The organism is Streptomyces sp. 1222.5 (genome assembly GCF_900105245.1).
Taxonomy (GTDB): domain Bacteria; phylum Actinomycetota; class Actinomycetes; order Streptomycetales; family Streptomycetaceae; genus Streptomyces; species Streptomyces albidocamelliae.
The window spans coordinates 2185917-2204751 of record NZ_FNSZ01000001.1 but is presented as its reverse complement, the minus strand read 5'-3'; the positions used below and the strand labels follow the sequence as shown (position 1 = coordinate 2204751).

Annotated in this window: 14 protein-coding genes; 8 read left to right on the top strand and 6 right to left on the bottom strand. The window is 74.2% G+C overall.

What is annotated here, in order from left to right; translation table 11 throughout:
• Positions 1-24 precede the first annotated feature (24 nt).
• On the top strand, positions 25-1632 hold the full coding sequence (locus BLW57_RS09905; RefSeq protein WP_176985528.1) for a carboxylesterase/lipase family protein: 1608 nt from the start codon (positions 25-27) through the stop codon (positions 1630-1632).
• Positions 1633-1728: 96 nt separating this feature from the next.
• On the opposite strand, the gene mmuM is transcribed toward BLW57_RS09905, so the two are convergent.
• Complete coding sequence (mmuM, locus tag BLW57_RS09900; RefSeq protein ID WP_093473781.1) at positions 1729-2658, bottom strand: homocysteine S-methyltransferase; 930 nt, start codon at positions 2656-2658, stop codon at positions 1729-1731.
• 144 nt (positions 2659-2802) lie between these two features.
• Here mmuM and BLW57_RS09895 point away from each other — a divergent pair, with 144 nt between their 5' ends.
• Together BLW57_RS09895 and BLW57_RS09890 are read left to right on the top strand one after the other, a co-directional pair.
• Positions 2803-4494, top strand: a complete 1692-nt coding sequence (locus BLW57_RS09895) for a DUF2264 domain-containing protein (protein ID WP_176985920.1) — start codon at positions 2803-2805, stop codon at positions 4492-4494.
• A 149-nt stretch (positions 4495-4643) separates the two neighbouring features.
• On the top strand, positions 4644-5453 hold the full coding sequence (locus tag BLW57_RS09890) for an isocitrate lyase/PEP mutase family protein (RefSeq protein ID WP_093473777.1): 810 nt from the start codon (positions 4644-4646) through the stop codon (positions 5451-5453).
• On the opposite strand, the gene BLW57_RS09885 is transcribed toward BLW57_RS09890, so the two are convergent.
• The 5 genes from BLW57_RS09885 to BLW57_RS09865 form a co-directional block, all read right to left on the bottom strand.
• A complete protein-coding gene (locus BLW57_RS09885; RefSeq protein WP_093473775.1) occupies positions 5387-6109 on the bottom strand; it encodes an alpha/beta fold hydrolase in 723 nt (240 codons plus the stop codon). The two genes, BLW57_RS09890 and BLW57_RS09885, sit on opposite strands and share 67 nt — an antisense overlap.
• Positions 6106-6708 carry a TetR/AcrR family transcriptional regulator gene (locus tag BLW57_RS09880; protein WP_093473774.1) on the bottom strand — a complete coding sequence of 201 codons (603 nt, stop codon included), beginning with the start codon at positions 6706-6708 and terminating at the stop codon, positions 6106-6108. The genes BLW57_RS09885 and BLW57_RS09880 overlap by 4 nt, the downstream gene beginning before the upstream one ends.
• Before the next feature lie 129 nt (positions 6709-6837).
• Entirely contained in the window at positions 6838-9714 is a 2877-nt protein-coding gene (locus BLW57_RS09875; protein WP_093473772.1) for a glycoside hydrolase family 2 TIM barrel-domain containing protein, read from the bottom strand.
• A 71-nt stretch (positions 9715-9785) separates the two neighbouring features.
• Positions 9786-11036 (bottom strand): ROK family transcriptional regulator, encoded by a 1251-nt coding sequence (locus tag BLW57_RS09870; RefSeq protein WP_093473770.1) that lies wholly within the window; start codon positions 11034-11036, stop codon positions 9786-9788.
• 156 nt (positions 11037-11192) lie between these two features.
• Entirely contained in the window at positions 11193-12437 is a 1245-nt protein-coding gene (locus tag BLW57_RS09865; protein ID WP_093473768.1) for an FAD-binding protein, read from the bottom strand.
• Between the two features lie 108 nt (positions 12438-12545).
• On the opposite strand from BLW57_RS09865, the gene BLW57_RS09860 reads away from it, so the two are divergent.
• From BLW57_RS09860 to rsgA, 5 genes are all read left to right on the top strand, one after another.
• Positions 12546-13553 carry a hydroxyacid dehydrogenase gene (locus tag BLW57_RS09860; RefSeq protein ID WP_093473767.1) on the top strand — a complete coding sequence of 336 codons (1008 nt, stop codon included), beginning with the start codon at positions 12546-12548 and terminating at the stop codon, positions 13551-13553.
• A 106-nt stretch (positions 13554-13659) separates the two neighbouring features.
• Positions 13660-14334, top strand: a complete 675-nt coding sequence (locus tag BLW57_RS09855) for a pyridoxamine 5'-phosphate oxidase family protein (protein ID WP_093473765.1) — start codon at positions 13660-13662, stop codon at positions 14332-14334.
• Positions 14335-14392: 58 nt separating this feature from the next.
• On the top strand, positions 14393-15724 hold the full coding sequence (locus BLW57_RS09850) for a radical SAM protein (protein WP_093473764.1): 1332 nt from the start codon (positions 14393-14395) through the stop codon (positions 15722-15724).
• A gap of 235 nt (positions 15725-15959) precedes the next feature.
• Positions 15960-17444, top strand: coding sequence for a cellulose-binding domain-containing protein (locus BLW57_RS09845; RefSeq protein ID WP_093473762.1), 1485 nt, complete (start codon positions 15960-15962; stop codon positions 17442-17444).
• Between the two features lie 230 nt (positions 17445-17674).
• The gene (rsgA, locus tag BLW57_RS09840) at positions 17675-18769 is read left to right on the top strand and encodes a ribosome small subunit-dependent GTPase A (RefSeq protein WP_093473761.1); all 1095 of its coding nucleotides are present in this window, start codon (positions 17675-17677) and stop codon (positions 18767-18769) included.
• The last annotated feature ends 66 nt before the right edge of the window (positions 18770-18835 follow it).

Sequence of the window (18835 nt, the reverse complement as noted above, 5' to 3'; positions counted from 1 at the left end):
GACGCGGCGAAGGGCTGGTGGGCGATGACGGCAGACCAGGCGGGCCCTGTGGTCGGAACGCCTCACGGGAGGGTGCGCGGCCGGTACGAGAAGGGTGTCGCCGTCTTCCGGGGCATCCCGTACGCCGCCCCGCCCTTCGGCCCCCGGCGGTTCCGCCCGCCCGAGCCGCCCGAGCCCTGGGACGGCACGCGTGAGGCCGTCGTCTTCGGGCCGACCACGCCCAAGCCGCCGTACTCCGACGCCTTCGCCCACTACCTGTCCGACCCGGAGATCCCCGGCGACGACTGCCTCAACCTCAACGTGTGGACGCCCGCCCCGGACCCCGGCGCCCGGCTCCCGGTCCTGCTCTGGCTGCACGGCGGCGCCCTGACCCGGGGTTCGTCGGCCGTGCCCGTGTACGACGGCGGCACCTTCGCCCGGGACGGCGTGGTCTTCGTGTCGGTCAACTACCGGCTGGGCACCGAGGGCTACGGACTCTTCCCCGACGCACCCCCCAACCCCGGCCTGCGCGACCAGCTCGCCGCCCTGACCTGGGTGCACGAGGCGATATCCGCCTTCGGCGGCGACCCGGACCGGATCACCCTGTGCGGCCAGTCGGCCGGCGCGATCAGCGCCGGAGCCCTCCTCGCCGCCCCCCAGTCCCAGGGACTGATCCGGCGCGCCGTTCTGCAGAGCGGCGCGCCGGAGGCCTCGGACCGGGACAAGGTGCGCCGCATGGTGCGCCGCATGGCCACCCGGCTGAAGATCCCCGCCACCGCCGAGGCCTTCGCCGCCGTCGACCGCGACCTGCTGCTGCGCACCCAGGCGGAGGTCGGCCGGCTCAGCAGCCCGGTGCTGGGCGGACCCTCGTTCGGCATCGTCGTCGACGGTGACGTCGTACCCCGCGACCCGCTCCAGGCCCTGCTCGACGGCGACGCGGCGCCGGGCGTCGAGCTCCTCATGGGCTGGACCCGGGACGAGTACCGGCTGTGGCTGGTGCCCGGCGGGCTGCTCGACCACGTCGACCGGCTCGGCCCGGTCGCCCTGGCCGGGGCCATGGCCCGCTGCCACACCGGCCACGAGGTGCCCCGCGGTTACCGTTCACTGCGCCCCGGCGCCGGCGCCGCCGAGATCGTCGGCCAGATGGTCACGGACCACCTGCTCCGCCTGCCGCTGCAGCGCCTCGCCGACGCCCGCCCCGCCGAGTCCTGGCTCTACGAGTTCGCCTGGCCCTCCGGACTGACCGGCCTCGGCGCCTGCCACGCCCTGGAACTGGGGTTCGTGTTCGACACCGGTGACGTGCCCGAGTCGAAGAAGCTGGCCGGTGAGGGCGCCGCGCAGGAGCTGTGCGACGCGATGCACGGGGCGTGGGTGCGCTTCGCGAAGACCGGGGACCCCGGCTGGCAGGCCTGGGACGCCTCGCACCCCGTGCGGACCTTCGGCGACCCCGAGCCGGACGCCGCGGACGCCGTGGCGTACACCGCCCACGGACCCCGGGACGCCGAGACCGCCCTGTGGTCGACCGTGCCCCTCGTCCCGGCGCCGGACCCCCGACCGGACACCCCGCCCACGGCCGACGTCCGCGCCCCCGGAGCCGAACTCGCGGCCGCGGTACGGCGTCTGCGGCGGACCGTGGGGGTGCGACGCCGCTGAGCCGGCGATCGCGTCCGTCCACGGCCGCGGCCGCCCGGTGGTCGCGCGGGCCGCACAGCCGGCTCGCGGCAGGCCGGCGCTCCCGGCTCGCGGGTGTCAGCGGAGCTCACGCACGGCCGTGGCGATCGCGGTGATCGCTTCCGGCCGCACCCGGCAACAGCCCCCGATCAACCGCGCCCCGGCCTCCCGCCACGTCCGCACCTGCTCGGGGCCGAACGTCGTACGCCCGGTCCAGGCCCGTGCCCGCGCGTCCCAGGTCTCGCCGCTGTTGGGGTAGACCACGACCGGCTTCCCGGTGACCCTGGCCGCGATCTCCACGGCGGGCGTCACGTCCTGCGGCGCGCAGCAGTTCACCCCCACCGCGATCACCTCGTCCACGGCGGCGGCCGCTGCGAAGGCCTCCTCCAGGGGCTGCCCGGCACGCGTGTACCGACCGTCGACCGAGTAGGACAGCCACGCCGGCACCCCCAGCCCCCGCACCGCCCTGAGCAGCGCGGCGCCCTCGTCGGCGTCCGGCACGGTCTCCAGCGCCAGGACGTCCGGCTCGGCGGCGGTCAGCACCTCGATGCGCGGCCGGTGGAACCGCTCCAGCTCGTCGACGCCGAGGCCGTACCGGCCGCGGTACTCGGAGCCGTCCGCGAGCATCGCCCCGTACGGCCCGACCGAGGCCGCCACCCACAGCGGCCGGTCCACACCCGCCTCCGCCGCCCGCCGGGCCGCCTCGCGGGCGAGGTCCACGCTCAGCGTGAGCAGCCGCGCCGCCTCGTCGCGGCCCGTGCCGCGCTTCGCGAAGCCCTCGAAGGTGGCCTGGTAGCTGGCCGTGATCGCCACGCTCGCGCCCGCGAGGAAGTAGCTCAGGTGCGTCTCGGCAATGGCCTCGGGCCGCTCGGCGAGCAGCCGCGCCGACCACAGCTCGTCGCCCAGGTCGTGTCCGGCGGACTCCAGCTGGTTGGACAGGCCGCCGTCGAGCACCACGGTCCCGTCGGCGAGGGCCTCGGCGAGGCCGGGGGAGGTGTCGCTGGTCATGCCACGACGCTAGTCGACGGGGTGCGGTTCGTGGGCCGGGGAGCGGAACCCCTTTCGAAAGCGCTTTCCCGAGCGGTACGGTCCCGGCGATCCGTCCGTCCCGAGCGACGGACCCTCCGCCGGGAAAGGACCGCCACCGCCGTGATCCGACTGCCCCCCGACGACCGTGGGCCGAGCCCGTACACCGGTTTCACCCGTGCCCACTGGGAGGCCGCCGCCGACGCGCTCCTCGCCGCGGTCGAGCCGTACGCCACCGCCGACCGTGCCCTCTACCACCTCCCCGGCGACCACGTGAGCCACTCCGGCCGCCTCTCCGACGGCCTGGAGGGATACGCCCGCACGCTGCTGCTCGCCGCCTTCCGGCAGGACGGGACCGTGCTCGGCCGGTACGCCGACGGACTCGCGGCCGGGCCCGGCGGAGTCTGGCCGGACGTCACCGACCGCAGCCAGCCGCTCGTCGAGGCCGCATCGGTCGCGCTCGCCCTGCGACTGACCCGGCCGCTGCTGTGGGACCGGCTGGACGACAAAGTGCGCGAACGGACGGCCGACTGGCTGGCGGACGCCCTCACCGCCGAACCCTGGCCCAACAACTGGGAGTTGTTCCCGGTCACCGTCGGCGGATTCCTGGCGGAGATCGGCCACCGGCCGGAGGGGGCGCGCAAGGCGATCGACCGCGGCCTGGAGCGGATCGAGACCTGGTACGTCGGCGACGGCTGGTACACCGACGGCGACGGCCGCAGGTTCGACCACTACAACGGCTGGGCCCTGCACCTGTACCCGGTGCTGCACGCCTGGCTGGCCGACGACCGCGAACTGCTGTCCCGGTACGGCCGGCGCCTGGCACGGTACCTCGCCGACTACGCCCACCTGTTCGGCGGCGACGGCGCCCCCGTGCCCCAAGGGCGTTCGCTGACCTACCGTTTCGCCACCGCGGCCCCGCTGTGGCTGGGCGCGCTGACCGGTCACACACCCCTGTCACCGGGGGAGACGCGACGCCTGGCCTCTGGGGCGCTGCGGTACTTCCTCGACGGCGGCGCGGTCGACGGACGGGGCCTGCTCCCGCTCGGCTGGCTCGGGCCCGACACCTCGTTCGTGCAGGGCTATTCGGGTCCGGCCTCCCCGTACTGGGCGAGCAAGGGCTTCCTCGGGCTGCTGCTGCCGGCCGAGCACGAGGTGTGGACGGCGCCCGAGGAACCGGGGCCGGCCGGGCGCGCGGATGCGGTGAGGCCGCTGCCCGCCCCCAACTGGCTGGTGCAGTCGACCCGTTCGGACGGGCTGGTCCGGCTGCACAACCACGGCAGCGAGGACGTCCGTTACGACCCGTTCTACACGCGGCTCGCCTATTCCTCGGCCACCGTTCCGGCGGCGTCGGACGACAACAGCGTGATCGTCGGGGGGAATCCGGGCCGTACGGGCATCGAGCCGCTGGGCACGGGCGAGGGGTGGATCGCCTCCCGGCACACCGTCGGCGACGGGATCACCGTGACCAGCGTGGTGCTCGCCGAGGGTGCGGCGGAGGTGCGGTGTCACCTGGTCTCCGGAGCCGAGCCCGGCACGCCGGTGCGGGTCACGGGGTGGACCGAGGGGGCGGGCGCACGAGCCGAACTCCTGCCGGCGGTGGGCCTGTCCGACGACCTCGCCGGGTCCGTCGGCGCGGGGGACACCCTGTTCGTCGCCCTGGCCCGCCTCACCGCCGAGCCGGACCCGCCGCCGCTGGGCGAGCTGGTGTCCGTACGGCCGGCCGGTGCGGCGGAACTGGAGGTCGAGTGGGCCGGGGGAGCGGGGGCGCGGGTGCGGTGGGACGGGCCCGGGGTGACGGTGACCGTGTGCGGGTGAGCGCCGCCGGGGACACGGCCGGCCGGGACGCGCCGCCCGGGGCCGTCGGCCTCCCATGGGGCCGGGCGCTCCCGCATGCCGGGTCCGCCGGCCCGGCGGCACCGCACACTTCGGCCGCGACCGAAACGTCCGGCGCCTAGCGTGGCCGTATGACCGCAGAACCCACCACGACGTCCTTCGCGGCACTGCACCACCGGCCTGGTGAGCCGCTGCTGCTGCCCAACGCGTGGGACCACGCCTCGGCCGCCGCCCTCGCCGCCCGGGGCTTCCCCGCCATCGGCACGACGAGCCTGGCCGTCGCGGCGGCCGTCGGCCTGCCGGACGGGGCGGCGGCGACCCGCGAGCACACCCTGCGCCTCGCCCGGACCCTCGGTCCGGAGCCGTACCCGCTCTCGGTCGACGCCGAGAACGGCTTCGGCGACGACCCGGACGAAGTGGCCGAGCTGGCCCGGGAACTGTGGGCCGCCGGGGTGGCCGGGATCAACCTGGAGGACGGTCTCGGGCCGAGCGGCCGGCACGCCGCGAAGATCGCCGCGGTGAAGGCGGCCGTACCGGAGCTGTTCGTCAACGCCCGCACCGACACCCACTGGTCGGGGGACGGGGACGCGCGGGACACCCTGCGGCGGCTCGACGCGTATCAGGAGGCGGGTGCGGACGGGGTGTTCGTACCGGGGCTGACCGATCCGCGGGGGATCGCGTCCCTCGTCCGGCATCTCGAAGCACCCCTCAACATCCTCTACTCGCCGACCGGGCCCGCCGTCCCCCGGCTCGCCGGCCTCGGTGTGCGCCGCGTCAGCCTCGGCTCGCTGCTGTACCGGCGCGCGCTCGGCGCGGCGCTGGACGCGGTGGCCGACATCGCCGCGGGGCGTGCCCCGGCCGGTCCGACCCCCTCCTACGCGGACGTCCGCGCGCTGGAGAGGAACGTGTCGGCGAGCCGGTCGGCGAACTCCAGCGGGTGATCGAGCATGCCGAGATGGCCGCCCGGGAACTCCGCGAAGGCGCCGCCCAGCCGGCCGGCGGCGGACTCTGCTGTGCGGTGCAGGAGCTGACCGCGTGAGGTCGTGCCGGCGGCCACGGTGAGCCGGCCCGGCGGAGCGGTGAAGGCGGGCGCGTGGGCGGTGAACGGGCGCAGGACATGAGCGAGGAACACGCCCATCGGGGTCGCCGACTCGCCCTCGGCGGGCGGCCGTCCGGGGCCGTCCAGCTGTCCGACGAGCTCCGCGCGCCGCTCGGCCCCGTCGGGCAGCAGGGTGACGCAGGGCGGTTCGTGCGCGACCACGTGGGCCAGCCGGTGCGGGTGCCGGGCGAGGAGGTCCAGGGCCGCGATGCCGCCGGAGCTGGTGCCGCACACGTACGCGGACCCGCCTGCCGGAAGCACGGTCTCCAGCACCCGGTGCGCTCCCTCGCTCCAGTCCGCCACCCGCTGGTCGGCGACCGGGAGGCCCAGTCTGCCGTGGGCGAGGCCGAGCGGGTCGTACGTCACCACGGTGAAGCGCGCGGACAGGCGTTCGGTCAGCGGACCGAGCCCCATGGGGTGTCCGGCGCCGCCGGGCACGAGCAGCAGTACGGGACCGCTGCCCCGGACGTCGTAGGCGTCGGGAAGGGGTTCGGTCATCGGTCTTCCGCCTTCTTCCGGCCGGGGCCGGTCTCGCGCGGCCAGTGTTCGAGCGCCAGGTGCAGTGCGTCGACCGCCTTGTCCCAGGAGGCCTGGACGTCACGGTCCGCGCCGAAGCCGCCGGTGGACTCCAGGGCGCAGTAGCCGTGGAAGGTGCTGCGCAGCAGGCGCACCGCGTCGGTCAGATCGGGTTCTTCGAGCCCGTAGCCGCGCAGCATGCCGTAGGTGATCTCGGCGGTGCGGCGCAGGGCCGGGGTGCCGGCGACCAGGGACTGGTCGACGCGGATCTGGGTGGCGGCGTACCGGCCCGGGTGCCGCAGGGCGTAGGCGCGGTAGGCGCCGGCGAAGGCGGCCAGCGCCTCCTTGCCCGCCCGTCCGGCCACGGCCACCGCGATCCGGTCGATCAACTCGCCGCCCGCGTGCAGCGCGAGCCGGGCGCGCAGGTCCTCCATGCCCCGGACGTGCGAGTACAGGCTGGCGTCCCTCACCCCGAACCGGCGGGCCAGCGCCGACAGGGTGACCCGCTCGAACCCCACCTCGTCGGCCAGCTCGGCCGCCGCCACGACCACCCGCTCCCCGCTGAGCCCCGCACGGGCCATGGAGACCCCCTTTCGCCGGTCCCGTTTCCTAGGACCCCTAGGTTAGTGCCTGGAGAGGCCAGGAACGCAAGGCGAGCGGCCGCCCGGCGTGGAGCCGGGCGGCCTCGGGTGGCGCGGGTGCGGGTGGAGTCAGGCGGTGTCGGGGGCCGGGCTGAAGACGAAGGAGAACTCCGTCGGTTCCGCGTGCAGGTGGTACTGGGGCAGGGGGCCGGGGCCGCAGGACTGCGAGCCGATGCCGTGGTGGGCGTGGTCCAGGTTGACCCAGACCTGGTCGCCCGGTGTCAGGTCGGTGCGGTGAGTGGCGGAGTCCAGTCGCTCGGTCGTCCAGCGGCGGACGGTGAGGAGGAACTCCGGGTCGCCCTCGATGCGCAGCCCGCCCAGCTCCACCCAGCGCACGTCGACGCGGGCGCCGTTCTCCTGCGGGCGGACGTAGGGGGTCTGCAGGTCGTCCACGGTCGACCGCCACCGGCCGATCGCGGACGCCGAACGGGTGTCCGGGTACGCCTCGCCGGGGCCGCCGCCGAACCACCGGACACGGTCGGCGGCGGCCAGCCCGAAGCGGACGCCGAGCCGGGGGAGCGGCACCCGCCAGTCGCCCTCCGGGCCGACGGACACGGTCAGGCGCAGCCGCTCGCCGTCGGACGTCCACCGGTACACCGTCGCCAGGCCCAGCTCACGGGCCGCCGGCGCCACCCGGATGCGGACCGACAGCGCGTCCTCGTCGGCCCGTACCTCGTCCAGGCGGTGCCGCATGCGGTGCAGGCCGAGCTTGCGCCACAGCGGGCCGTACCTGATGTCGCTCTGCCAGGCGGCGCCGTCGTCGTTGTCGGTGGTGGCCCGCCACACGTCCAGCCGCGGCGTGGAGACGGCCACGCCGCCGATCGCCGTCAGGGCTCCGGTGCGGGCGTCGAAGGTGCCGGGGCCGAGGGTGATCACTCCGTCGCCGGGCACCGGGCGGGCGGTCGCGGCGACGTACGGCACCCCGCGCTCCGTCACCCGGAGCTGGCCCCAGGCGACCACGTGGTCCCGCGGTGCCCAGGGAGCGTCGGCCGCGAGGACCGCCCGGACCGTCCAGAGGGCCTCGCCGGCCGGTGCCCCGGGCGGCGGCTGGGGCAGTTTCACGTCGGCCGACTCGCCGGGCGCCAGCGCGGGCACCGGCAGGCCGCCGGAGCCCACCGTCTCCCCGTCGACCTGGTACGACCACGTGAACGCCAGTGCCGACAGGTCGGCGAAGTCGTACTTGTTGGTGATGCGGACCGTGCCGTCCGCGCCGTCATCGGCGACGGCGACCGGTTCGATCACCTTCTTGTACTCGACGAGGCCGGGGGAGGGACGCCGGTCCGGGAAGACCAGTCCGTCGCAGACGAAGTTGCCGTCGTGCAGTTCCTCGCCGAAGTCCCCCCCGTAGGCGTAGCCCAGTTCGGGGTGGGCGATGCCGTGGTCGATCCACTCCCAGACGAACCCGCCCTGGAGCCGGTCGTACCGCTCGAACAGCCGCTGGTAGTCGGCGAGTCCACCGGGGCCGTTGCCCATGGCGTGCGCGTACTCGCAGAGGATGAAGGGCAGTTCGCGGCGTTTCGCGGGCCCGCCGTCCAGGCCGCGGCCGATCCGCTCGACCTCGGCGTGGTCGGCGTACATCCGCGAGTACATGTCGGTGTCGCGGCAGTCGATGTCGCCCTCGTAGTGCACGGGACGGGACGGATCGCGGTGGTGGATCCAGTCGGCCATCGCGGTCAGGCCCCGGCCGGTGCCCGCCTCGTTGCCGAGGGACCAGACGACGACGCAGGGATGGTTCTTGTCGCGCTCGACCATTCGGGCCGCCCGGTCGAGCAGCGCCGGGGTCCACCGGTCGTCGTCGACGGGGTTGCCCCGCCAGCCCTGCTCGGTGAAGCCGTGCGTCTCCAGGTCGCATTCGTCGATCACCCAGAGGCCGTACTCGTCGCAGAGGTCGAGGAAGGCGGGGTGCGGCGGGTAGTGGGAGGTGCGGACGGCGTTGACGTTGTGCCGCTTCATCAGCAGCACGTCCTCGCGCATGGTCTCCAGGTCCAGCGCACGGCCCCGCTCGGGGTGCCATTCGTGCCGGTTGACGCCCTTGAAGAGCACGGCCCGTCCGTTGACCCGGATCAGACCGTCCGACAGCTCCACCGTGCGGAAACCGACGCGCAGCGGCACCCGCTCGCCCTCGGTGGCGAGGACGGCGTCGTACAGCCTGGGGATCTCGGCCGACCACGGTTCCACCGGTACGGTCGCCTCGTCGCCGGTCCCGATGTCGATGCCGAGGTCCGGGACGGTGACCCGGCCGTCCACGTCGGAGTCCACGCGCAGGGTCCCGGTCCCGGAGCGGTGGTCGTAGGACGCGTGCACGAAGAAGTCCAGCGCGCTGCCCGCCGGGCGGTGCAGCAGGGTGACGTCACGGAAGATGCCGGGCAGCCACCACTGGTCCTGGTCCTCCAGGTAGGAGCCGGCCGACCACTGGTGGACACGGACGGCCAGCACGTTGCCGGTGGCCCTGAGCAGGTCGCCGACCGCGAACTCGTGCGGCAGCCGGGAGCCCTTGAACTCGCCGAGGTCCGTGCCGTTCAGCCAGACCCGGGCACAGGACTCGACCCCGTCGAAACGCAGGACGGCGCCGCCGGCGGACGGGCCGGGCCAGTCTGCCGGAAGGTCGAAGACGAGCCGGTGGTCGCCCGTCGGGTTCTCGGTGGGGACGCGCGGCGGATCGACCGGGAACGGGTAGAGGTGGTTGGTGTAGATCGGGGAGCCGTGGCCCTGGAGGACCCAGTGGCCCGGCACCTGGACCTCCGCCCAGGCACCGGCGTCGTACTCCGTCGCGGCGAAGGAGTCGTCCTCGGCGTCGGCCGTACCGGACAGCCGGAACCGCCAGGTGCCGTTCAGTGAGAGGGACGCGGCGTCGGAGGAGGCGTACCGGGCCCGGGGAGGCAGCGCCCCGTGGCCCGGGGAGACGTCCTCCACGTAGTCGGTGACGGAGTACGGGCGGAAAGGCATCGGTCTCCCTGGCTCAGCTCATGAGAAGAGAAGGGGCGGTGGTCGACGGGTCCGGGTCACGCCCGGAGCCGTCATGAGGACGGTGCGGTACGGCTCCCCGCGAAGACGGTGCGTCCGGTGGCGCCGCTCCTCTGCCGTACCGACCGCAGCGCCCCTTCCAGCGCGAACGTGGCCGCACCGAGGGACACCGGGTCGGTGGGGATCGGCGAGAGGACGATCTCGGTGGCGGCCAGCGGCCGGCGCAGGGCGTGCCGGGCGACGGCCCGGCGGACCTCGACCAGCAGCGGCTCGCCCAGCCGGGAGGCGACCCAGCTGCTGAGGACGACCACCTCGGGGTTGAGGAGGTTGACCAGGTCGGAGATACCGGCGCCGAGGTAACGGGCGGTCTCCCGGACGACCGCGAGCGCGACCGGGTCCCCCTCGGCGGCCGCACGGGCCAGCGCGTCGATGGTGGCCGTCTGGTCGTCCGGGTGCGACAAGGGTGAGTGCGGGTCGAGTTCGCGCAGATGCTGCATGATGCCGGGGGCGCCGACGTACGTCTCCACGCAGCCGTGGCCGCCGCAGTGGCACGGCCGTCCGTCCAGCACCAGCGTGGTGTGCCCCCACTCGCCGGCGCTGTTGCTCACGCCCCGGTGCAGTCCGCCGCCGAGCGCCAGCCCGGCGCCGACCCCGGTGCCGAGATTGACCACCACGGCGTCGTCGCGTCCGCGCGCGGCCCCGAACCAGAGTTCGGCCACCGTGCAGGCGCGCAGCGGATTGTCCAAGTGGAGGGGGTAGGGGAGGAGTTCGGCCAGCAGGTCCAGCAACGGCACACCGTGCCACTGCCAGTTGGCCGCGTACTCGACGACGCCGGTGTCCCGGTCCACCTGGCCCGGCACGCTCACTCCGACGCCCAGCACCCGGGCCGCCCGGGTTCCGGCCCGGTCCACCACCGCGGCGACCGCGGCGGCGACCCGGCCGACCACCTGCTCCGGCCGGCTCTCGCCGGGCCGCAGCTGCTCCTCGGCGCGGGCGAGCACGTTCAACGCCAGGTCGAACAGCTCGACATGGACGTACGTCTCCGCGATGTCGACGCCGATCAGCGCGCCTCCCGACGCGTCGACGGCGATCAGCCCCCTGGGCCTGCCCCCGGCGGAGTCCTCGAACCCGACCTCGGTGACCAGGCCGAGGTCCAGCAGCTCACCGACCAGGGTGGCGACGGTGGCCAGGCTCAGACCGGTGGCGGCCGCCAGCTCCTGCCTGCTGGTGGGCGACGCGGCGATGAGCCGGCGCAGCACCTCGTAGCGGTTCGCGGTGCGAATGTCACGTGACGTGCGCTTCACGCGGCTGCTCCTCCAGTGCGGACCGGACCGGACCGCAGCGGCATCGGCTCCGGCGGCGCCAGGCTAGGGGCCGGCACGGCCTTTCGACAAGGGGTTAGGAAAGGGGTTCGCAGAAGCAGGGGGAAGGAGGGTGGCGGGTGCGGGGTGGCGGCCGGGTCACTCCGCGAGAAGGTCCCCCACGAACGCGTTGGTGAACTTCCCGGCGGGGTCCAGTGAGCGGGCGAGGGCGCGGAAGTCGGCCAGGCGGACGTATCGCCGGCGAAGGTCGGCCGGCGGGATCTCGTACACCTTCCCCCAGTGCGGGCGTGGGTCGAAGGGGGCAAGCGCCTCCTCCAGGCGGCGCACCACCGGGAGGACCGCGGGGGCGTCGCGCACCCAGGTGAAGTGCAGTGCGACCGAGTCGCGGCCGTGGGCGGGGCTGAGCCACTGCGCGTCGGCGGCGACCGTCCGCACCTCGCAGATCCGCAGGACGGCGGCGACCGCCTCCCCGATCCCGGCGACCGCCTCCAGCGCGTCCACGGCCGCGGGTCGCGGCAGCAGGTACTCCGACTGGATCTCCTCCCCGCTGCTCGGGGTGAACTCGGCCCGGAAGTGCGGCAGCCGCTCGTGCCAGGGACCCGGAATCCCCAACTGCTCCGTGCAGTTGGCCGCGGGCATGCCCGGCACCGGATGCACCGGCCCGGCCGCCGGCGGCGCCCACGGGAAGTCCACCGCCGGCCGGTCGGTGCGCCGCTTGACCCACACCTGCCCGAAGGACGGTGCACGCCAGTCCGTGAACAGGCTGACGCTGTGCCCGGCGGCCGCGACCGCCGCGAAGTCCAGCTCGCGCAGCGGGAGTCCGGTGTAGACGTGCTGCGAGACCTCGTACGCGGGTTCCAGGTCGAGCGTGAGAGCGGTGACGACGCCGAGCGCGCCGAGCGAGGTCACGACGCCGTCGAACCGCGTGTCACCGCGCGTGATCGTCAGCGGCGATCCGTCCGCCACGACCAGCTCCACCTCCCGGACGGCCGAGGCCAGCGGCGCGTTGCCGACGCCCGAACCGTGGGTGCCGGTCGCCACCGAACCCGCCACCGAGATGTGCGGCAGGGAGGCCATGTTGGGGAGCGCGAGACCGTACGCGTGGACCGCGCGGGCCAGTTCGCCGTACCGGACCCCGCCGCCCACCCGGACCGTGCGCGCGGCCGCGTCGACCTCGATCACCGGAGGCAGGGCGGCGGTCGACAGCAGGACGCCGTGCGGGCCGGGGTCGGCGATGCCGTTGAAGGAGTGGCCGCTGCCCAGCACCCGCACCCTCGCACTCCCGGCGACCAGGGCCCGCAGTGCGTCCAGCGTGTGCGGACGCCGGTACGCCTCGGCGGTGTACGTGATGGTGCGGGCCCAATTGGTCACCGTGTCCGTCATCCCGACATCCCTCCCGGAGAGTGCGTGTCCGTTGACCCTCTCATTCGCCGCCGCCTACGGTGGAGAGCGGTTGCCCCGCACGCGTCGTCGAGCCGGAGGGTCACGTCCTTGCCCGAGCGTCCGCAGGCCCTGCTCGCCATGACCGCGGAGAACGTGGAGCACGTCTTCCCGCCGGACCTCCTCGCCCGGCTGCGCGCCTGCGTGGACCTCGATCCCGCCCTGGTGGCCCAGGACTTCACCGAGCCGCGGGTGCGGGAGGCCCTCGCGCGCACCGAGGTCCTGATCACCGGCTGGGGCTGTCCGCGCCTGGACGCCGCGGCCCTGGACGCCGCCCCCGGGCTGCGCGCGGTGCTGCACGCGGCCGGCTCGGTCAAGGGATTCACCACCCCGGAGGTGTGGCGACGCGGCATCGCCGTCTCCTCGGCCGCCGCGGCCAACGCCCTGCCCGTGGCCGAGTACACGCTCGCCATGATCCTGCTCGCCGGCAAGGATGTGTTGGGCTCCCGCGACCGCCTGCGCGCCCGGCGTGCCTTCCCCTCCGGCGGCATCCTCCCCGGCCTCGGCAACCACGGCCGCCGGGTGGGTGTCGTCGGGGCCTCCCGCATCGGCCGCCGCCTGATCGAGCTGCTCCGCCCCTACGACCTCACGGTCACGCTCGCCGACCCGTACGCCGGCGCGGCGCAGGCGGCGCGGCTCGGGGTACCGCTGCTGCCGCTGGACGAGTTGCTGCGCACCTCCGACACCGTCACCCTGCACGCGCCGCACACCCCCGAGACCCGCCACCTCATCGGAGCCCGGGAACTCGCCCTGATGCCCGACGGATCGGTGCTGATCAACACCGCGCGCGGCGCACTCGTCGACCACGACGCGCTGATCCGGGAGCTGCGCGCCGGACGGCTCGGCGCCGTCCTGGACGTCACCGACCCCGAGCCGCTGCCCGCCGACTCCCCGCTGTTCGACCTGCCGGGCGCCTTCGTCACCCCGCACCTGGCGGGCTCCCAGGGCAACGAGGTGGCCCGGCTCGGCCGCACGGTGGTGGAGGAGGCCGAGCGGCTGTCGTCGGGCGCGGCCCTTCTGCACGCCGTCGACCCCGCGGAGCTGGACCGCACGGCCTGATGCACACGCGAGGACGAGGCTGCGGATTTCGTTGCCCGAAGACTTCCAGGCGGACTTATTCGTCATTTGTCTGGCTGATCGGCCGCGATATCGGTAGCGTGCGGGGATGACTCCCGAACCGCTCCCCAGCGCGCTGCCCGTCACCGACCGCACCCGTCACCGCAGGCTGCGCGAGCAGGGCAGTCACGAGCGGGCGGATCTGGAGGCGATCCTCGACGCGGGGTTCGTCTGCCACCTGGGGGTGGTGGTCGACGGACGGCCGGTGGTGGTGCCCACTGTCTACGGGCGGGACGAACGGTGGCTGTACCTGCACGGCTCGGTGGCGAGCCGCAGCCTCGCCGCGGACACCCCGGTGTGCGTGACGGTCACGCACGTCGACGGACTGGTCCTCGCCCGGTCCGTCTTCGAGCACGGGGTGAACTACCGCAGCGCCATGATCCACGGCACCGCCCGCAGGGTGACCGACCCCGAGGAGAGACTGGCGGGCCTGCGCCGGCTGACCGAGCACTCGGCACCGGGCCAGTGGTCGTACGCCCGCCGCCCCGACCGCAGGGAGCTGGCCGCCACCACCCTCCTCGCCGTCTCCCTCCACGAGGCCTCCGTCAAGATCCGCACCGGTGCCCCCGACGACGGCGACGGCCCCGACGCGGCGCTCGGCCTGTGGGCCGGGGTCCTGCCGCTCACCAGCGCCTGGGGCACTCCGGAACCCGACCCGGCGCTGCCGCCGGGCACCGCCGTACCGGAACACATCGCGCGACGTGCGGGGACCCGGCACGGCTGACCGGGAGGCGGGGGCATACGGTGAGAGACGAACGCCTGAGCCGGGAGGAGACATACGGATGGGCAGCCGCACCGCGCTGGTCGAGGATCTGATGGAGCGCTTTCCCCACGTGCCACGGGAAGCCGTCTTCAAGGAGGACCTGCTCCGCGGCGGCGTCGCCTTCGACCCGTCCGCCCTCAGCGACAACGAGAGCGGCGAGGTCAAGCCGAAGTCGTACTTCATCTTCTCCTTCGACCACGGCACCCTGCCCGAACTGGGCGAGGCCGCGCTGCGCCGGCCCCCGGAGGAGATCATCCTCACCGGCGGGCCGTACGACCTGCGCCGTACGGTCGTCTCCGTACGGGTGAATCCCGCCTCGCCCTACCGGGTCGCCGCCGACGGCGAAGGGCTCCTCGGGCTCTACCTCGACGGCAGGCGCATCGCCGACGTGGGGGTGCCGCCGATGCCGGAGTACTACCGGCACACGCTCTCCAACGGGAAGTCCGTGATGGAGGTCGCCCCCACCATCCAGTGGGGGTACCTGATCTACCTGACCGTCTTCCGGGTCTGCCAGTACTTCGGCGCCAAGGAGGAGTGCCAGTACTGCGACATCAACCACAACTGGCGTCAGCACAAGGCGGCCGGCCGGCCGTACACCGGCGTCAAGGACGTGGAGGAGGTCCTGGAGGCGCTGGAGATCATCGACCGGTATGACACCCAGAAGGCGTCCACCGCCTACACCCTGACCGGCGGAGCCATCACCAAGACGGTCTCCGGCCGCGACGAGGCCGACTTCTACGGCCACTACGCCAAGGCCATCGAGGAGCGCTTCCCGGGCCGCTGGATCGGCAAGGTCGTGGCGCAGGCGCTGCCGAAGCCGGACGTGCAGCGGTTCAAGGACTACGGCGTACAGATCTACCACCCCAACTTCGAGGTGTGGGACCGGCGGCTGTTCGAGCTGTACTGCCCGGGCAAGGAGCGCTACGTCGGCCGGGACGAGTGGCACAGGCGGATCCTCGACTCCGCGGACGTCTTCGGCGCGCGCAACGTCATCCCCAACTTCGTCGCGGGCGTGGAGATGGCGGAGCCGTTCGGCTTCACCACGGTGGACGAGGCGATCGCCTCCACCACCGAGGGGCTGCGCTTCTTCATGTCGCACGGCATCACCCCCCGCTTCACCACCTGGTGCCCCGAGCCCACGACGCCGCTCGGCAAGGCCAACCCGCAGGGCGCGCCGCTGGAGTACCACATCCGGCTGCTGGAGGCCTACCGGGCCACCATGGACGACTTCGGGCTGTCCTCGCCCCCCGGCTACGGCCCGCCCGGACCCGGCCGCGCGGTGTTCTCCGTCAGCTCCTTCATGGACAGCCTGCCCGCCCGGGAACCGGCGGAGGAACCGGCGGAGGTGTGACTTCCGCGGCCGGCCCGGCGGCGGTGAACGCGACGCCTCCGGCATCCGTACAGGAGGCCGGAGTCGCGGGACCGGCGCGGGGCGCCCCCAGGCCGCCACTGTCGGTGACCGGATGTGAACAGGCCGCTTGTCAGTTGTGTCGAGGACGTGAAAGGCTCAGTGCCCTGCCGCGAGGTTCCGTGCAACTCCCTGTCGCCCTTGGTGAGTTGCCCTCGCACGTGGATGCAGGAGTCAGATGCCCGACCTGCCGACCCCCCAGGACGCCACCGAGGCCGCGCTGTTCTCGGAGGGCTGGGACGCGGTGCTGTCCTACGCGGACCTGTGCACCTCCGGGTCCCTGACGGCCCATCAACTGGCGAACGAGGCGTTCGCGCTCGGCATGCGCGAGGTCCGCGCCGCCGCGAGCACCCACGTGCGCGGCGCGGGCCGCCGCACCGGACGGCTGCCGACGATACCGGCGCTGCTCACCGCCGTGCGCGACACCGCGGCCGGCTGGGAGGCCGGCGGCCAGGGGCACAGACTCGACCCCGATCTCAGGCTGTGGCTCAACTCCGGTAACGCCGCCCGCTTCTCCGGGCCCCCGCTGCAGCGCCCCGTGGCCCTGCGCGGCCTGCGGGACATGCAGGAGCACGACGCCTCCCTGCTGTGGCTGGCCGAGGTGGAGGCGCTGCCCCTGCCCACCGTGGCCCGCCGGCTCGGCCTGGACCCGGCCACCGTCGCGGACGAACTCGACCAGGTCCGCACCCTGTTCCGGGACCGCTGCCACCGCGCCCACCTGGACACCCCACTGGACCCGGAGTGCCGCAGTTACGCCCGGCTGCTCGACGCGGTCACCCGCTCGGCCGCCGCCGACGCCCCCGAGGACCTGTCCCGGCACCTCGCCACCTGTGTGCGCTGCGCGGAGGCCGCCGCCTGTCTGCGGCTGCACGGCGGCGGACTGCCCGCCGCGCTGGCGGGCGGGGTGGTCGGCTGGGGCGGCCTCGCCTACCTGGAACGCCGCCGCCGCGCCGCCGAGGTCCGCCTCGGTGCCCCCGCCTCCGATCCCGACGCCGGCGACCCGGCGGACGAGGCGGGCGGCGGCAGGGTGCTGCGACGCGGCCTGCTCGCGGCCGCCGTGCTGCTGTCCGCGCTGGCCCTCGGCGTGTCGCTGATGCCGTTCGGCGGTTCCGGCGACGAGACGGTCGCCGCCCACCAGAACCGCCGGCCCGTCGTCGGTCCCGACGTCCCCAGCGCCGTCCCGCACACCACCCACGCCTCGCCCCGCACCGCCACGCCCACCGTCATGCCGTCCGCCGCCACCACGAGCGTGACACCCGAGCGGAAGAAGCCCGACCCCGAACCCCGGGGCGCCTCCTCCGCCACGCACCACCCCCGGCGCAGCACCGCCCCGGCCACCCCCGAGGCGGCCGCCTGCCGGGTCGCGTACGACGTGACGGACCAGTGGCCCGACGGCTTCCAGGCCACCGTCAGCGTCACCACCGACCGGGCCCTCACCGGCTGGCAGGTCGCCTGGAGCTTCCGCGACGGCCAGCAGGTGGGCCAGATGTGGGACGCCACCGGCCGGCAGGACGGCTCCCGCGTCACCGCCAGCGCCGCCGACTACAACAAGGTGGTCGCCGCGCACGGCACCCTCTCCTTCGGCTTCATCGGGTCCCTGCGCAACGGCAACCGGGCGCCGTACGACTTCACCCTCGACGGGGCCCCCTGCACGGCCGGCTGAGCGCGCGCGAACAAATACGTTGACGCAAGAGCCCGCCCCCGGGCTACAGTTGCCCCGCACGCCGAGATGGTGTGCGGACGTACGAGTGGAATCAAGGAGGTGTCGACCGATGGCTGTCACTGTGCTGAGCGCTGCCCTCATCCAGGAACTCATCAAGTCCACCTCCGTGGCCACCGGCTGACACGACCGCGCCGAAGCGCCTGCCGGGCCACCCTTGTGAAGGGTCACCCTTGACTTCCACCTCTGCTCGGTCCACCGCTCTGACTCCCTACGGCTGGGACGACGCCTGGGCCGACGCGTTCACCCCCCACGCCGCCGAAGGGCTGCTGCCCGGCCGGGTCGTCCGAGTCGACCGCGGTCAGTGCGACGTCGTCACCGCGGACGGAGTCGTCCGCGCCGACACCGCCTTCGTCACCCCGCACGACCCGCTGCGGGTCGTGTGCACCGGTGACTGGGTCGCCGTCGAACCCGGCGGCCACCCCCGCTACGTGCGCGCGTACCTGCCGCGCCGCACCGCCTTCGTGCGCTCCACCTCCTCCAAGCGGTCCGAGGGGCAGATCCTCGCCGCGAACGTCGACCACGCGGTCATCGCGGTGTCCCTCGCCGTCGAACTCGACCTCGGCCGCGTCGAACGCTTCCTCGCCCTCGCCTGGGAGTCCGGCGCCCAGCCCGTGGTCGTCCTCACCAAGGCCGACCTCGTGCCGGACCCGGCCACCCTGGCCCACCTGGTCCAGGACGTCGAGACGAGCGCGCCCGGCGTGCCCGTCCTCACCGTCAGCGCCCTGTACGGCGAGGGGCTCGACATCCTCGTCTCGCTCGTCGGCTCCGGCACGACCGTGCTGCTCGGGCAGTCCGGCGCGGGCAAGTCCACCCTGGCCAACGCCCTCGTCGGCGACGACGTCATGGACGTCCGGGCCGCGCGGGACGTCGACGGCAAGGGCCGCCACACCACCACCACCCGCAACCTGCTCGCGCTGCCCTCCGGCGGTGTGCTCATCGACACCCCCGGGCTGCGCGGCGTCGGCCTCTTCGACGCGGAGACCGGCGTCGGCCAGGTCTTCGCCGAGATCGAGGAACTCGCCGCGGACTGCCGCTTCCACGACTGCGCCCACGAGACCGAGCCGGGCTGCGCGGTCCGCTCGGCCGTCGAGAACGGCGCGCTCCCGGTCCGGCGGCTGGAGAGCTACCGCAAGCTCAAGCGGGAGAACCAGTGGATCGTGGCCAAGACCGACGCCCGGCTCCGGGCCGAGATCAAGAAGGACTGGAAGCGGAGGGGGGCCGAGGGCAAGGCGGCGATGGAGGCCAAGCGGGGCCGCCACGCGTAGCCGCCCCCCGGGGCCTCGTCGCCGTACGGCCGGGCCGCTGATCGGCGCGGCCGCGGCACGCCGCAG

Coding starts and splice junctions, on each gene's coding strand:
- BLW57_RS09875 (WP_093473772.1), bottom strand. CDS start 9,714: ATGCCTTTCCGCCCGTACTCCGTCACCGACTACGTGGAGGACGTCTCC.
- BLW57_RS09855 (WP_093473765.1), top strand. CDS start 13,660: ATGACTCCCGAACCGCTCCCCAGCGCGCTGCCCGTCACCGACCGCACC.
- BLW57_RS09850 (WP_093473764.1), top strand. CDS start 14,393: ATGGGCAGCCGCACCGCGCTGGTCGAGGATCTGATGGAGCGCTTTCCC.
- BLW57_RS09890 (WP_093473777.1), top strand. CDS start 4,644: ATGACCGCAGAACCCACCACGACGTCCTTCGCGGCACTGCACCACCGG.
- BLW57_RS09885 (WP_093473775.1), bottom strand. CDS start 6,109: ATGACCGAACCCCTTCCCGACGCCTACGACGTCCGGGGCAGCGGTCCC.
- BLW57_RS09905 (WP_176985528.1), top strand. CDS start 25: ATGACGGCAGACCAGGCGGGCCCTGTGGTCGGAACGCCTCACGGGAGG.
- BLW57_RS09845 (WP_093473762.1), top strand. CDS start 15,960: ATGCCCGACCTGCCGACCCCCCAGGACGCCACCGAGGCCGCGCTGTTC.
- BLW57_RS09880 (WP_093473774.1), bottom strand. CDS start 6,708: ATGGCCCGTGCGGGGCTCAGCGGGGAGCGGGTGGTCGTGGCGGCGGCC.
- mmuM (WP_093473781.1), bottom strand. CDS start 2,658: ATGACCAGCGACACCTCCCCCGGCCTCGCCGAGGCCCTCGCCGACGGG.
- BLW57_RS09865 (WP_093473768.1), bottom strand. CDS start 12,437: ATGACGGACACGGTGACCAATTGGGCCCGCACCATCACGTACACCGCC.